We start from the raw sequence: 12,181 nt of genomic DNA, 5'->3' as shown, positions 1-12,181 counted from the left end.
GTCGCCGACTAAAGCCGGGTCCGGCACGATCAGCGCAGTCATGGAGGCCGCCTTGGCCGCCAGCAGGCCGGTAAAGCTGTCCTCGATGGCCAGACAATGAACCGGTTCAACCCCCAGTTTCTCGGCGGCGTGGATATAGACATCCGGGTGCGGTTTGCCGAAACGCTCGACTTCCGCAGAGTGAACCGCCATAAAGCGATCGCGAATGCCGAGTTTGCCGAGTACCGCTTCCACCATGGCAAAGGGGGAGGAGGTGGCCAGACCCACTTTCAGCCCGCGGGCTTCGATAAGGTCGAGTGCCTCCAGCACACCGGCTTTGGCCTGACCTTCACAGAGGATCAGGGCGTTGACCCGATCCAGAATGCGCTGTACCACCTCTTCCTGGGTCGGGCCGCTCCACGGGCGCAGGCGATACCAGTGGGCGACCAGCTGATCGATGCGCACGCCGATGGTCGATTCACAATCCTCTACCGTGTGGGGGTGACCCAGTTCGGAGAAAACGGCGATCTGGGCCCGTTGCCAAAAGGGTTCCGAGTCGATCAGAACACCATCCATATCGAAGATCACGGCAGCTAACATCTTGTACTCCTGACAAATTTGAAGAGGGGATTATAAGCCTGACGGGAAAATGCAAAAGGGGCATTGCCATGCCCCTTGCGCCCGATCACACCGGCAAACGTTTGTTTCGGTGCGGCGAAAAAACAGCGTTTAGAAAATGACCTCGACGCTGGCGGCAACGGCTTTGGCCTGCTCGACCGCCTCGCGGCAATCTTCACCCCGGGCCAGCGCCACGCCGAGACGGCGGCGACCGGCGATCTCCGGTTTGCCAAACAGTCGCAGCTGGGCACCCGGCACCTTGGCAAGCGCCTCGCCAATCCCCTGATAGCGGATATCCTGGCTGTGCCCTTCGCGCAGCACCACGGCAGAGGCGCTCGGCCCGTACTGGGTGATGGTGCCGACCGGCAGCCCCAGAATGGCGCGTACGTGCAGGGCGAACTCGGAGAGATCCTGCGAGATCAGGGTCACCATGCCGGTATCGTGGGGACGCGGCGAGACTTCGCTGAACCACACTTCATCGCCTTTGATAAAGAGCTCGACCCCGAACAGGCCGTAACCGCCCAGCGCCTCAACCACCTTGGCCGCTACCTCTTTGGATCGGGCCAGCGCCAGCTCGCTCATCACCTGTGGCTGCCAGGATTCGCGGTAGTCGCCATCTTCTTGCCGGTGGCCGATCGGCTCGCAGAAGTGAATACCATCGACGGCGCGTACCGTGAGCAGGGTGATCTCGTACTCGAAGGGGACGAAGCCTTCGACGATCACTTTGCCACGACCAGCGCGGCCACCCTCCTGGGCATGGGTCCAGCTCTCATCGAGCTTGGCGAGATCGCGCAGCACGCTCTGCCCCTTGCCGGACGAGCTCATCACAGGTTTCACCACGCAGGGCAGGCCGATGGCCTCGACGGCGGCAACGAACTCCTCCTTGCTCTGGGCAAAGCGGTAGGGGGAGGTGGGAAGCCCCAGGGTCTCGGCGGCGAGGCGACGGATCCCTTCCCGGTTCATGGTGAGCTGGGTAGCGCGGGCGTTGGGCACTACCTTGACTCCCTCTTGCTCAAGGGCAGCAAGGGTATCTGTGGCGATCGCTTCAAGCTCGGGGATGATGAGGTCGGGTTTGACCTCGGCAACCAGGGCACGCAGGGCGTTGCCATCGAGCATATCCAGCACATGGGCTTTGTGCGCCACCTGCATGGCGGGGGCATTGGGGTAGCGGTCGGCGGCGATCACTTCGATGCCGAACCGTTGCAACTCGATGGCGACCTCCTTGCCAAGTTCGCCGGAGCCCAGCAGCAGGGCTCGGGTGGCGCCGGGGCGGGTTGCGGTTCCAAACATACGATCTCTCCTGATGTCGATGGTCACTGTTGATGGTCGCTATTGCACACTTGATTGCGGGAATAGCGGACAAAAAAAGAGGCACGCATGGCGTACCTCAGGAAACGGGTTTGTGAGCGCGCTGCTCCAGATGCGTTAGCAGAGTAATGGCGCCAATGATGATGGCGGCTCCCAGCCACAGACGACCGGGGGGAGCCCAGCCAAACACCAGCCAGCCCGCCAGCACGTTCATCGGCAGCTTGGCAAAATCAAAGGGTTGGATGAACGATGCCTCTGCCACGCTGTAGGCGCGGGCAATGGACATCTGGGCCAGCGCTGACAGCACGCCGGAGGCGGCTACCAGCAGCCATTGGCTCTCGCTCGGCCACTGCCACTGTGGCAGTGCCAGCATGGCATTGAACGGGGTACTGAAAATAAGCAGGTAGACCACTATGGTGTGGGAGGACTCGGTTGACGCCTGGTAGCGCACCAGCAGGGAGTATCCAGCCCAGAACAGTGCCGCCGCCACCGGCAACAGGGAGGCCCAGTTAAATTCGTCGGTCCAGGGGGCGAGGATCAACATGGCGCCAGCAAAACCGGCCAGGGTGGCCAGGATACGGGCTTTGCTCACTCGTTCTTTGAGAAAGAGGGTCGAGCCCAAGGTGGCAAACAGCGGTGAGGTCATCAGTAGGGCGATCCCCTGCCAGATGGGAATGGGCACCGCCAGCGCCCATAGCCAGAACTGGATACCGATCACTGCCAGGGCGACCCGCAGCAGGTGCAACCGGAACTGATTGGTCATCAGGGATTGACGCAGGCCATGACGAACCAGCCAGGGCAGCAGGCAGATCAGGGCGATCAGGTATTGATGAAAAGCGACTTGGGTCGATGGGAGGCCAAGCGTGAAGCTGACATACTGGCTCAGGCTGTTGACGGCGGCAAAACAGAGGCCTGCCACCATCATCCAGACTGCACCGGCCAAAGGAGAGTGGCTGCGCGAGGGTATCATGGGATCCGGGTCGCTGGAAAAAAGTGCGGCGGATCATAACGGCAATCGTTTGTTCTGCCAAGGGGTGAAGCGCGGCCTCGGGGCTGGCTGGCGAGGAAGTGTTCTTACATCAAAAATTTTGAACAAGTTGGGCATCTATTTTCGCTATCAGCCAATAAGCACAATGTTTAGAGTGACCTCCATCGACAGCAATGCTGTTCAACCGATAATCAAATGGAGTTTCACCATGGCCAATATTCTCGTACTTAAATCCAGCATCCTGGGGCAATATTCCCAATCCAACGCCCTGATCGATGGCTTCCTTGCCCAGCATCAGAGCGATACCGTCACCGTCCGTGATCTGGCGGCTCTCAACCTGCCGGTGCTGGATGGCGAGCTGGCTTCTGGCCTGCGCGGTGGTGACAACCTTAATGCGCGTCAACTGGCGGTGATCGCCCAGTCTGACGAGTTGATCGCCGAGCTCAAAGGGAGCGATCTGGTGGTGATTGCCGCCCCCATGTACAACTTCAATATCCCGACCCAGCTGAAGAACTGGATCGATCTGGTTGCTCGCGCCGGTGTCACCTTCCGTTACACCGAAACCGGTCCGGTCGGTCTGGTTGAAAATACCCGTGCGCTGGTGATCAGCCCACGCGGTGGCATGCACGTCGGCAGCGCCACCGATCTGGTCACTCCCTACATGCGTACCGTGCTCGGTTTCATCGGAATCAAAGAGGTGGATTTCATCTACGCCGAGGGGATGGGGATGGGCCCGGATGCCCAGAGCAAGGGGATGGAAGCGGCCAAAGCACAGCTTGAGGCTCTGGCTATCTAAGGGCTCGCTATCCCGCCAAGGGCTTTCTCTTCAAGGGTTGCCCCGCCAGATACCACAACGCAGCCATCCGGCTGCGTTTGTTTTTTGGCTGGTCTGATTGATACAGATGTTGCTGCTACAGAGAGTATCGCGGCAAGTGTGTCGTATAACCGCTCTGGCGAGTCCCTACTCCATCATAAAGCGGCGACAACCACGTACCAGTAACAGCGCCACCGCGACCAGCAGACCCAACAGCAGGGCGGTCAGCCACTGTTCGGTACTTTGCGGTAACTGGGGGGTAAAGAGGCTGATCATCAGCAGGGTACAGAGGGTGATCAACAGGCTCTGTCGGGTCATCAATATCATGGGATCATCCTTGGTTTGCTCACCTGAAACGATTTTAATGCCCTCTTGTGACAGGGTGATGTATCCGTGCATCACCCTGTTGGGGCTCTTCAGACCATATCAGGTTTTTACCACAGAGCCAGCGCCATCACTGGCGCTGTGATCCCGATCCCGCTAGCTCTCTTTATCTGAACTGTTTCTGCGCTGGCTGGTAGTGAAAATCGCCGCTGGCGAGCCGCGCTTCCAGTGCCGCCTGATCGATCTCCTGCGCCTTGCAGAGATCCTCCAGATCGTCATAGCGATCTCGCAGCTGCATATTGACGACGCTCAGCAGCATGTTGATGTCCATGGTGGCGAACTTTTTCAAATCCATGATTACTTCTCCCTATCCAGTGATTGCAGCTGCTCGATGGCGGCGCTGACGCTGTGCAGATGCTGGCGGATCGCCTCGCGGGATTCGCTTGGCAGATAGTCGGTCAGGGTATGCTGCCAGCTGCCTGCTTCACTCTTGAGCTGCAGGAAGAGGGCGAGACCGGCGTGGGTGAGAGAGACCAGGCTGATGCGTTTATCCTGCTCGCTGCTCTCGGTAAAGATGATCCCTTTTTCGACCAGACGGCGGATCTCGCGGGAGATGCGTACCTTGTCCATGCCGCTCGCCTCGACCAGCTCTTTCTGGCTGATGGGGTAGTGGGGGCCGAGCACCATCATCAGGCGCCACTGCGGCACGGTCAGCTGGTAACGCTGTTCATAAAACTGTTCGAAGGTATCCCGTAGCATCTCGGCGGCATGTACCAACTGATAGGGCGGGTAGTGAGCGAGTAACGCTATGATTTTTGACATATTACACCCTGCTGTGACGGCTGCATCAGATGCAGTTTCTTTTGATACTTTGACATTGATGATACGAAACTAAAGCAGATTTGTCTGACCCGGTTGCGATGAAATGTGCAGTGACGCACGCCCTCAAGGAAAAACCGGGTCTGACCGACGGGATTTTAAGCTGCCGTTGTTCAGCCTTTACGCAACCAGATGAGGGCGTTCTGCTTGAGCCAAGCCTCGCGAGTGTGGATGGCGTAGAGCGCCGCCTCGTCGCGGCTGCCCGCTTGCCAGCTTTGCGGCTCCTGTTTGGGCAGCTTGCGCTGACCCAGCAGGCAGGCCGGAATGTGCGGGTTAGCCTCGATGGCGACCAGCAGATGGGGCTTGGCTGCCTCGGCCCCTTCGGTAGCAAAGACCATCAGCGCCTTGTTGTAGAGCAACCAGCTGGAGGCTTCATCGAAGCGCACCAGCAGGGCGGCCAGCGCCTGCCAATCCCCTTGCAGTGCATAGAGGGTGGAGAGGTTGTAGCGGCAACCCAGCTCGTCGGCCACGCAGATTGTCAGCAGTGCCAGATACTCCGCTTTGGCTTCAGCCAGCTTGCCAAGGCGCAGCAGGCAGTCAGCGCAGCCGGCTCTGGCGGCCAGCAGGGGGCGCAGCTCGGGAGCACTCCAGCCGTGGCCGGCGATTTGCTGCCAGAAGGCTTCATCAAAGAGCGGAGTGGCATCGGCGATGATCTTTTCGAACCAGCCGAGGCGGGCCTGATGATCGCGGCAGCGGTCGGCCAGCTCGAACCAGCTCTGCCACTGTTGGGCCTGCTCGCCATTAAGGGCCACATCGGCGCTGGGGGCGGCCTGATACTGGTCGAGGTTGAGCAGCTGGTTGAGGGCTGTTTTCATGTTCTGGCGCTGGCGTTTGCAGAACTCGACAAAGGGGAGCTCGCTGGCGGCGGCGCTATAGAGCATCTGGGCCATCTGTTTGTCGCGAAACAGGCTCAGCTCGGCGGCCAGACTGAAACGGTACTGGGTAGTCGGGTCGTTCAAATCCTTCGGCTTGGGCCAGGTGGCAAAGCCCTGGCTGAAACCGTAGCACCACTGACCGAGGGGATGGCTCTGCTCGAACACCTGCTCCGGGTTATCGCTGGGTAGGCGGCATTGGCTTGGCAGGGCCAGCTGGGCGTCGTCGGCCTGGGCTTCCAGCTCGGCGATCAGGTGGTTGAGGGCTTCTGCGCTTTTTTCATCCAGCTCGGCATCCTGTTCCAGCAACCCAGCCAGCGGGTGTTGCCAGTCAGGGGTCTGTGGCCCCACCAGACGGGCACAGAGAAAACCGTGCAGGGCCGGATAGGTCATGTCCTGATCGCTGTGGCTCTGGATCCATTGATTAAGATGGCGGGTACGAGTGGATGGGGTCATCGACAGTTCCTCTGGATTTGAACAGCCGCGAAGTCTACCTAAAAGTGGGGTTATTTGCAGCAAATGGCCACCTGTTTGGCGATTTAATCGCCATTGTCGGGCAAGATAGGGGCGAAAGGGCGGACCGTGGTGGCTTGGGGACTAGGCCGGATCACCGCTCTTGAGGTAACATGCGCGCCCATAGGGGCCATGATCAATTGGCCCATCCGGGTAATGAGAAAAGAGAGCACCATGATACAGATTGGCAAGATGAACACCCTCACCGTTGTTGAACTCGAAGACCGTGGCGCCTGGCTTGCGGCCGATGAGTACGGTGAACTGCTGCTGCCCAAGCGTCAACTGCCGGAAGGGGTAAAAGAGGGGGATAGCGTGCAGGTCTTCCTCTATCTGGATGCCGATTGCGAGCCGGTGATCACCACCGACAAGCCATTTGCCATGGTGGACGAATTTGCCGGTCTGAAAGTGGTCAATGCCAACAAGATTGGTGCCTTCCTCGACTGGGGCATGAAAAAGGATCTGTTTGTGCCGAGCCGCGAGCAGAACAAGCCGATGCAGGTGGGCCACGTTTATCTGGTGCGTCTGCAACTGGATAACGAAGGGCGCATGGTCGGCACCAGTCGTATCGAGCGTTTCCTGACCCCGGCCGGCAGCAACTTCAAGGTCGGTGACGAAGTGACCGCGCTGCCGGGGGAGCACTCCCCCCTTGGCATCAAGGTGATCGTCAATGGCCAGTATCCCGGCATGCTGTTCAAGAACGAGGTGTTTGGCCGGGTGATGACCGGTCGGCCGCAAACCGCCTGGGTCAAGCAGGTGCGCGAAGATGGCAAGCTCGATCTGACCCTGCAAAAGCCGGGTCTGGCGCGGGTTGATGACGCCGGTGAACGCATTCTGAGCCGGATGAAAAAGCAGGGCGGCAGTCTGGCGGTGGGTGACAAGAGCGAACCCGAGCTCATCTACAAGCTGTTCAGCATGAGCAAGGGCACCTTCAAGAAGGCGATCGGCGGCCTCTACAAGCAGGGCAAGATCGTCATCGAAGATAACGCCATTACCCTGACCGACGCCGGTGCCGCGCAGGTACAAGCAGGCGAGCAGGCGCAGGATAGCGAATAAGATGCCGAGTCCCTGTGTTGGTCTCTGCAAGGCGAAAGATGGGCTTTGTCTTGGTTGTGGCCGCACCCTGACCGAGATCGGCCACTGGTCGGCGATGGATAGCAAGGCCCAGCTGGCGGTGATGGCAGAGCTGAATGGCTCGAAAAGCACCCATCGCTGCCCGGGTTGTGGTGAACCGGCCTATTGCGCCGTCTCTGCCGGTCAGACCATCGAGCAGTGCTAGTGCAGCCAGTTGCCGGTACTGCCGATGCAGGAGGCCAGCGCCTGCTGGTGCCGCCGCTGTCTGGCCAAGGCCATTGCGGCGCAGGATTAGCAGAGAACAGCAATAAAAGAGCACAGAAACAATAAAGGCGCCGATGGCGCCTTTTTTATGCCTGCTGCTGGCGATGCCAGCGCACATGCACTTGATTCTCAGTGAGCAGACGAGGCAGCAGGAAGGTGGCAAAGATCACTTCAAACTCATCCTGATGATCCAGCAAACCGACCCACACTTCGACCCAGCGCTCCATATCGACCGGCTCACCCAGCTCGGTCGACCAGTCAGCACTGGGCAGGGTCGCCTCCACGGCACCACGCTTTTCAAACTCCAGGGTGATGTCGACTATTTGTTCGGGGGCCAGCATATCGGCGGCCTGCTCAAGAAACTGATCATAGGCCCATTCGACCAGCTGATCCGGGGTACGCTGTTCCATGAAATCACTCCAGATACATCGAGGTCCGCTACTTTAACAATTATTGATGTGAGCAGCCAGAGTGCTGCACAGCCCCTATTCAGCTGGTGCTTGCGGGAGTATGGTATTGCGCAGGTACGCTGACAGGAGGGATAAGATGAAACTGCGGATCCGGCGGCAGCAGATCAAGCGGCGAAGAGAGACCTGGTGGTGGCACTATCTGCCGCTGCATCAGGAGACGGTGGGTGGCCATCTGGGCCCACCCAAGCCATCTGATGGGGTCTGATCTTCACTCAGTCTGATGTACCCTGTTGAGGGGCTGCTGGCCCAGTTGCCCCATCTGGCGGCGGATCCACACCGAGCGTTTCTGCACATAGGGTGACGGGGGCTTGACCCGATAGCGCCACGGATTGGGCAGGGCCGCGGCCAGTAGGGATGACTCATAGCGGGTCAAGTGGCTGGCCGGTTTGCCGAAGTAATGTTGGGCGGCCGCTTCGGCGCCATAAATGCCGGGCCCGAACTCCACGATATTGAGATAGACCTCGAGAATGCGGGCCTTGTCCCATCCCAGCTCCATCAGCAGGGTAAACCAGGCTTCCAGTCCCTTGCGCAGCAAGCTGCGGTCACTCCACATAAAGAGGTTTTTGGCGGTCTGCTGGCTGAGGGTGCTGGCACCACGCACTCGCTCGCTACGCTGATTATGTTTGAGTGCGGCACTGATGGCGGCCATGTCAAAGCCATTATGATCAGCAAAGCGCTGATCTTCGGCAGCAATGACCGCCAACTGCAACTCCTTGGCGATGGAAGAAAGTTCCACCCACTCATGGCGTACCTGGATAAGCTGGGCTGGCGGAAACAGGGCCCGCTCGATACGCCAGCTCCACATCGGCGGATCGATAAAGCGCAGCAAGGCGACCAGGCCGACCGAGCAGAGCAGCCCGGCCAGCGCGATCTTGCCTGCCCACCTCAGCACCCGGCGACCAAGGGATGCAGATGGGCGCTCAGGATCAGACTCCCACTGATAGTGGCGGGGATCATCGGGATCCGGAATTATTGGGGCAGCCATTCGATGTGGCAGAACTTCTCGTCAACACGGCGGGAGAGCAGCATGCGGGCAAACAGGTGCTCGTACTCTTCTTGCTCGTTGCCAAGGCCAACCCAGATCTCGGCATAGTCGGCATCGCTCACCGCAAACCCCACGTCTGCTTCCCAGTCATCGGCCGGATCGGTTTCGGCCAGCAGGCCGCGGCTGTTGAACTCCTGGTTGAAACGGGCGATCTCCTGCTCCGGCAGGTTGTCTGAGGCCAGCTCCATAAAGAGTTCGAGGGCGGTATCGAGCAGTTCCTCGACGCTGTGCATTTGGTCATTCATAGACATAAGCGGTCTGTTCCAGAAAAGAGAAAAAGGTGCCGGCGCAGATCACAGCCTGCGGGGCGGCGCTATTCTAGCGGTCGGCAGACCCCTTGGCGAGATGAGGCGAGTGGCAGTGACCTGTTTTTGTGCCAACAAAAAACCGGATCCAGTGACAGGATCCGGTCTTCATGGGGGGAAGGGGTCACGCATAGGGCGTCAGCTCATCCCTTTTTGTTGTCATCGGCGAAGGTGATGTTGAGCTCCAGCACCGAAAGCTCGTCACTCTTCTGATCCAGCTGGACGGTTATTTTGTCCGGATCAATGTTGACGTATTTGCGGATCACGTCGAGGATATCCTGTTTGAGCTGGGGCAGGTAATCCGGCCCCCCTCTGGATGAACGCTCGTGAGCAACGATGATCTGCAACCGCTCTTTGGCCAGTTGTGCGGTGTTCTGTTTCTTGTTGGAACGAAAATAATCCAATAATGACATGTTTAACTCCCGAACAGTCGGCTAAAGAAGCCCTTCTTCTCTTCTTCCAGAAAACGAAATTCCTTGGCATCACCCAACAGGCGGGACACCGCATCTTCGTAGGCCTGACCGGCATCGGACTCCTTGTCCAGAATAACCGGCTCGCCGGAGTTGGAGGCGCGCAGCACCGCCTGGGACTCCGGGATCACCCCGAGCAGCGGGATGGCCAGGATCTCCTGTACATCCTGCACACTCAGCATGTCACCGCGGTTGACGCGGGTCGGGCAGTAGCGGGTCAGCAGCAGGTGCTCCTTGATGGGGTCTTCGCCCCGCTCGGCACGACGCGACTTGGAGGCCAGGATGCCAAGGATGCGGTCTGAGTCACGCACGGAAGAGACTTCCGGGTTGGTGGTGACGATCGCTTCGTCGGCAAAATAGAGCGCCATCAGGGCGCCCGCCTCGATCCCCGCAGGGGAGTCGCAGACGATGTAATCGAACTTCATCTCCGCCAACTGATCCAGTACCTTCTCGACCCCCTCACGGGTGAGGGCATCTTTGTCCCGGGTCTGGGAGGCGGGCAGGATAAACAGATTTTCCGAGCGTTTGTCCTTGATCAGCGCCTGATTGAGGTTTGCTTCCCCATTGATAACGTTGACGAAGTCATACACCACGCGCCGCTCGCAACCCATGATGAGATCCAGATTTCGCAGACCGATGTCAAAGTCAATGACCACAGTCTTGTGACCACGCTGGGCTAAGCCGGTGCTCAGGGCCGCACTGGTTGTGGTCTTGCCAACGCCACCTTTACCCGATGTAACGACTATGATTCGCGCCATTCTCGCTTCCTTGTAACTCTATTTGATACGGTCTATTCGGAGTTGTTCGTTGTCCAGCCGGATGTGTACCGGTTGCTGGATTAGGCCTGCCGGCAATGCATCGCTCAGCTGGAATGTGCCCGCAATGGAGAGCAGCTCGGCCTGTAATTGCTGGCAATAGATCCGGGCCCGTGTGTTGCCCCGGGCGCCGGCAATGGCTCTGCCACGCAGGGTGCCATAAATATGAATGCTGTCGTCGGCGAGCACTTCGGCGCCCGGACTGACGGACCCCAGCACCACCAGCGAGGTGCCGGCGGCGTAAATTTGCTGGCCGGAACGAACCGGTCCCACATGTACCTTGCTCGGGGTCAAGGGGGCGGGTTCGGGCTCGGGAACTACCTCAGGGGCGGCTGGCGCGGGGGCTGGCTCGGGTTCCGGTTCGCTCTTGCGACTCTTGCCCGAGGCCATCACGGCCAGTCCCACCGCCTTGGCGGCTGTCTTCATCTCTTCACTGCGCGCCCCCGTGATGCCGACCAGCACAAACTCTTCGGACTCCACCAGCTCCTTGAGCTGTTCGAAATCGGGAATATGTTCCAGTCGGGAAACATTGATCACCAGCGGCGCACAATTAAAAAAGTAGGGTGCCTGGGCCACTTTTTCGGCCAACAACTGACGGATCCGCTCAGGCTCGCCATCGCTGATATGCAACACAGAAATAGTGAAGGTGGTCCCTTTCAATTCGTTATCGCGCTCAACCATGAATCTTCCCCGAGGCAGAGATGCTAATCCGTTATTGTTATTCAATTCCTGATGTTATAGTTTGCCCCCATCAGAGGCAATAAACTCGTTGGATTATATCAATTTCCATGTTGTGTGCAGTCTATAAAAGTCGCAAAAAAGCCGAGACCTACCTTTTTGTTGAAAAAAGAGAGGATTTCTCCCGCGTTCCCGAGCCATTGCTGAGCACATTCGGGCGTCCCGAGCTGGTGCTGATGACCAAGCTGGATCCGGCCAAGCCCTTGGGGCTGGCTGATGTCGGCAAGGTGATGGCCGCGTTGACCAACCAGGGGTTCTACCTGCAGGTGCCGCCGCCCCCCGAGAATTTGCTGGAACAGCACAAGGCCAGCCTGAAAAAACCATCCTGAATATCCCGCCCCGTTCTGCGTTCTGCCGCTCGGGGCTAATTCTTTGTGACTGTGCATGACGCATTCCGGCCCCGGAGAGGTGGTGTGCGATAATCCCGTGACAGGATCTGGCCAAATTAAACCCTCCCTTTGGTGATATTCACTTTTCGCTGTTTAAATAGAAAGTCAATCCGCTCCCAACACCATATCCTCAACCTTTGCTGGCGCTCACAAAAATAGCGAGCGGCGCACACTCATATCCTCCATTGCAACGGCTATTGGCCCATTCATCGATTATTTTCAGCCTCTTCTTTGGGCGCTTTTTTGGTCTCCGCTGCGGGATGAGTTGCCGACCCAATGGGGCATGAAGAGGACGGTGATAACCGTCATTCCGCACCTG

Annotated in this window: 17 protein-coding genes and 1 pseudogene; 5 read left to right on the top strand and 13 right to left on the bottom strand. The window is 58.7% G+C overall.

Annotation, left to right across the window (positions count from 1 at the left end):
- The 3 genes from hxpB to BN1117_RS09620 form a co-directional block, all read right to left on the bottom strand.
- Positions 1–579: hexitol phosphatase HxpB (gene hxpB / locus BN1117_RS09630; RefSeq protein WP_040096875.1), on the bottom strand; the 579-nt coding region annotated here is incomplete at its 3' end.
- Between the two features lie 129 nt (positions 580–708).
- A complete protein-coding gene (gene purT, locus BN1117_RS09625) occupies positions 709–1,887 on the bottom strand; it encodes a formate-dependent phosphoribosylglycinamide formyltransferase (protein ID WP_040096874.1) in 1,179 nt (392 codons plus the stop codon).
- A 97-nt stretch (positions 1,888–1,984) separates the two neighbouring features.
- Positions 1,985–2,875 (bottom strand): DMT family transporter, encoded by an 891-nt coding sequence (locus tag BN1117_RS09620; RefSeq protein WP_040096872.1) that lies wholly within the window; start codon positions 2,873–2,875, stop codon positions 1,985–1,987.
- A 226-nt stretch (positions 2,876–3,101) separates the two neighbouring features.
- Here BN1117_RS09620 and BN1117_RS09615 point away from each other — a divergent pair, with 226 nt between their 5' ends.
- On the top strand, positions 3,102–3,689 hold the full coding sequence (locus BN1117_RS09615; RefSeq protein ID WP_040096871.1) for an FMN-dependent NADH-azoreductase: 588 nt from the start codon (positions 3,102–3,104) through the stop codon (positions 3,687–3,689).
- Between the two features lie 165 nt (positions 3,690–3,854).
- Here the strand turns inward: BN1117_RS09615 and BN1117_RS09610 are convergent, their stop codons facing one another.
- The 4 genes from BN1117_RS09610 to BN1117_RS09595 all read right to left on the bottom strand — a co-directional run bounded on the left by BN1117_RS09610 (position 3,855) and on the right by BN1117_RS09595 (position 6,238).
- On the bottom strand, positions 3,855–4,034 hold the full coding sequence (locus BN1117_RS09610; RefSeq protein WP_040096870.1) for a hypothetical protein: 180 nt from the start codon (positions 4,032–4,034) through the stop codon (positions 3,855–3,857).
- Between the two features lie 163 nt (positions 4,035–4,197).
- Positions 4,198–4,386: a DUF4250 domain-containing protein gene (locus tag BN1117_RS09605; protein WP_005345797.1), complete on the bottom strand. Its 189-nt coding sequence runs from the start codon at positions 4,384–4,386 to the stop codon at positions 4,198–4,200.
- Between the two features lie 2 nt (positions 4,387–4,388).
- On the bottom strand, positions 4,389–4,853 hold the full coding sequence (locus BN1117_RS09600) for a MarR family winged helix-turn-helix transcriptional regulator (protein WP_040096868.1): 465 nt from the start codon (positions 4,851–4,853) through the stop codon (positions 4,389–4,391).
- A 170-nt stretch (positions 4,854–5,023) separates the two neighbouring features.
- Positions 5,024–6,238 (bottom strand): UPF0149 family protein, encoded by a 1,215-nt coding sequence (locus BN1117_RS09595; protein ID WP_040096867.1) that lies wholly within the window; start codon positions 6,236–6,238, stop codon positions 5,024–5,026.
- 231 nt (positions 6,239–6,469) lie between these two features.
- On the opposite strand from BN1117_RS09595, the gene BN1117_RS09590 reads away from it, so the two are divergent.
- Positions 6,470–7,348, top strand: coding sequence for a CvfB family protein (locus BN1117_RS09590; RefSeq protein ID WP_005345791.1), 879 nt, complete (start codon positions 6,470–6,472; stop codon positions 7,346–7,348).
- 1 nt (position 7,349) lies between these two features.
- Positions 7,350–7,661: pseudogene (locus BN1117_RS09585) on the top strand (DUF1289 domain-containing protein).
- A gap of 55 nt (positions 7,662–7,716) precedes the next feature.
- Here BN1117_RS09585 and BN1117_RS09580 read toward each other — a convergent pair.
- Positions 7,717–8,040 carry an HI1450 family dsDNA-mimic protein gene (locus BN1117_RS09580; RefSeq protein ID WP_040096863.1) on the bottom strand — a complete coding sequence of 108 codons (324 nt, stop codon included), beginning with the start codon at positions 8,038–8,040 and terminating at the stop codon, positions 7,717–7,719.
- A 136-nt stretch (positions 8,041–8,176) separates the two neighbouring features.
- Here BN1117_RS09580 and BN1117_RS19940 point away from each other — a divergent pair, with 136 nt between their 5' ends.
- Positions 8,177–8,305: a hypothetical protein gene (locus tag BN1117_RS19940; RefSeq protein ID WP_280135998.1), complete on the top strand. Its 129-nt coding sequence runs from the start codon at positions 8,177–8,179 to the stop codon at positions 8,303–8,305.
- 3 nt (positions 8,306–8,308) lie between these two features.
- Here the strand turns inward: BN1117_RS19940 and mtgA are convergent, their stop codons facing one another.
- The 5 genes from mtgA to minC form a co-directional block, all read right to left on the bottom strand.
- Positions 8,309–9,085 (bottom strand): monofunctional biosynthetic peptidoglycan transglycosylase, encoded by a 777-nt coding sequence (gene mtgA, locus BN1117_RS09575; protein ID WP_040096861.1) that lies wholly within the window; start codon positions 9,083–9,085, stop codon positions 8,309–8,311.
- Positions 9,070–9,396 (bottom strand): HI1450 family dsDNA-mimic protein, encoded by a 327-nt coding sequence (locus tag BN1117_RS09570; protein WP_082032583.1) that lies wholly within the window; start codon positions 9,394–9,396, stop codon positions 9,070–9,072. The genes mtgA and BN1117_RS09570 overlap by 16 nt, the downstream gene beginning before the upstream one ends.
- 197 nt (positions 9,397–9,593) lie before the next feature.
- The gene (gene minE, locus BN1117_RS09565; protein ID WP_040096860.1) at positions 9,594–9,863 is read right to left on the bottom strand and encodes a cell division topological specificity factor MinE; all 270 of its coding nucleotides are present in this window, start codon (positions 9,861–9,863) and stop codon (positions 9,594–9,596) included.
- 2 nt (positions 9,864–9,865) lie between these two features.
- A complete protein-coding gene (minD, locus tag BN1117_RS09560) occupies positions 9,866–10,678 on the bottom strand; it encodes a septum site-determining protein MinD (protein ID WP_040096858.1) in 813 nt (270 codons plus the stop codon).
- Positions 10,679–10,696: 18 nt separating this feature from the next.
- Positions 10,697–11,416 carry a septum site-determining protein MinC gene (minC, locus tag BN1117_RS09555; protein WP_040096856.1) on the bottom strand — a complete coding sequence of 240 codons (720 nt, stop codon included), beginning with the start codon at positions 11,414–11,416 and terminating at the stop codon, positions 10,697–10,699.
- Positions 11,417–11,523: 107 nt separating this feature from the next.
- Between minC and BN1117_RS19725 the strand changes: the two genes are divergently transcribed.
- Entirely contained in the window at positions 11,524–11,802 is a 279-nt protein-coding gene (locus tag BN1117_RS19725) for a YcgL domain-containing protein (protein ID WP_040096854.1), read from the top strand.
- Positions 11,803–12,181: the final 379 nt, after the last annotated feature.

This window comes from Aeromonas australiensis (genome assembly GCF_000819725.1).
Lineage (GTDB): Bacteria > Pseudomonadota > Gammaproteobacteria > Enterobacterales > Aeromonadaceae > Aeromonas > Aeromonas australiensis.
This window is presented reverse-complemented; position numbering and strand designations above follow the sequence as displayed.

Excerpts from the sequence above, each read along its gene's own strand:
- BN1117_RS09600 (WP_040096868.1), bottom strand. The coding sequence starts at position 4,853 with ATGTCAAAAATCATAGCGTTACTCGCTCACTACCCGCCCTATCAGTTG.
- BN1117_RS09615 (WP_040096871.1), top strand. The coding sequence starts at position 3,102 with ATGGCCAATATTCTCGTACTTAAATCCAGCATCCTGGGGCAATATTCC.
- BN1117_RS09590 (WP_005345791.1), top strand. The coding sequence starts at position 6,470 with ATGATACAGATTGGCAAGATGAACACCCTCACCGTTGTTGAACTCGAA.
- BN1117_RS09610 (WP_040096870.1), bottom strand. The coding sequence starts at position 4,034 with ATGATATTGATGACCCGACAGAGCCTGTTGATCACCCTCTGTACCCTG.
- BN1117_RS09580 (WP_040096863.1), bottom strand. The coding sequence starts at position 8,040 with ATGGAACAGCGTACCCCGGATCAGCTGGTCGAATGGGCCTATGATCAG.
- minE (WP_040096860.1), bottom strand. The coding sequence starts at position 9,863 with ATGTCATTATTGGATTATTTTCGTTCCAACAAGAAACAGAACACCGCA.
- BN1117_RS09605 (WP_005345797.1), bottom strand. The coding sequence starts at position 4,386 with ATGGATTTGAAAAAGTTCGCCACCATGGACATCAACATGCTGCTGAGC.
- BN1117_RS09595 (WP_040096867.1), bottom strand. The coding sequence starts at position 6,238 with ATGACCCCATCCACTCGTACCCGCCATCTTAATCAATGGATCCAGAGC.
- BN1117_RS19725 (WP_040096854.1), top strand. The coding sequence starts at position 11,524 with ATGTTGTGTGCAGTCTATAAAAGTCGCAAAAAAGCCGAGACCTACCTT.
- minD (WP_040096858.1), bottom strand. The coding sequence starts at position 10,678 with ATGGCGCGAATCATAGTCGTTACATCGGGTAAAGGTGGCGTTGGCAAG.
- BN1117_RS19940 (WP_280135998.1), top strand. The coding sequence starts at position 8,177 with ATGAAACTGCGGATCCGGCGGCAGCAGATCAAGCGGCGAAGAGAGACC.
- minC (WP_040096856.1), bottom strand. The coding sequence starts at position 11,416 with ATGGTTGAGCGCGATAACGAATTGAAAGGGACCACCTTCACTATTTCT.
- mtgA (WP_040096861.1), bottom strand. The coding sequence starts at position 9,085 with ATGGCTGCCCCAATAATTCCGGATCCCGATGATCCCCGCCACTATCAG.
- purT (WP_040096874.1), bottom strand. The coding sequence starts at position 1,887 with ATGTTTGGAACCGCAACCCGCCCCGGCGCCACCCGAGCCCTGCTGCTG.
- BN1117_RS09570 (WP_082032583.1), bottom strand. The coding sequence starts at position 9,396 with ATGTCTATGAATGACCAAATGCACAGCGTCGAGGAACTGCTCGATACC.
- BN1117_RS09620 (WP_040096872.1), bottom strand. The coding sequence starts at position 2,875 with ATGATACCCTCGCGCAGCCACTCTCCTTTGGCCGGTGCAGTCTGGATG.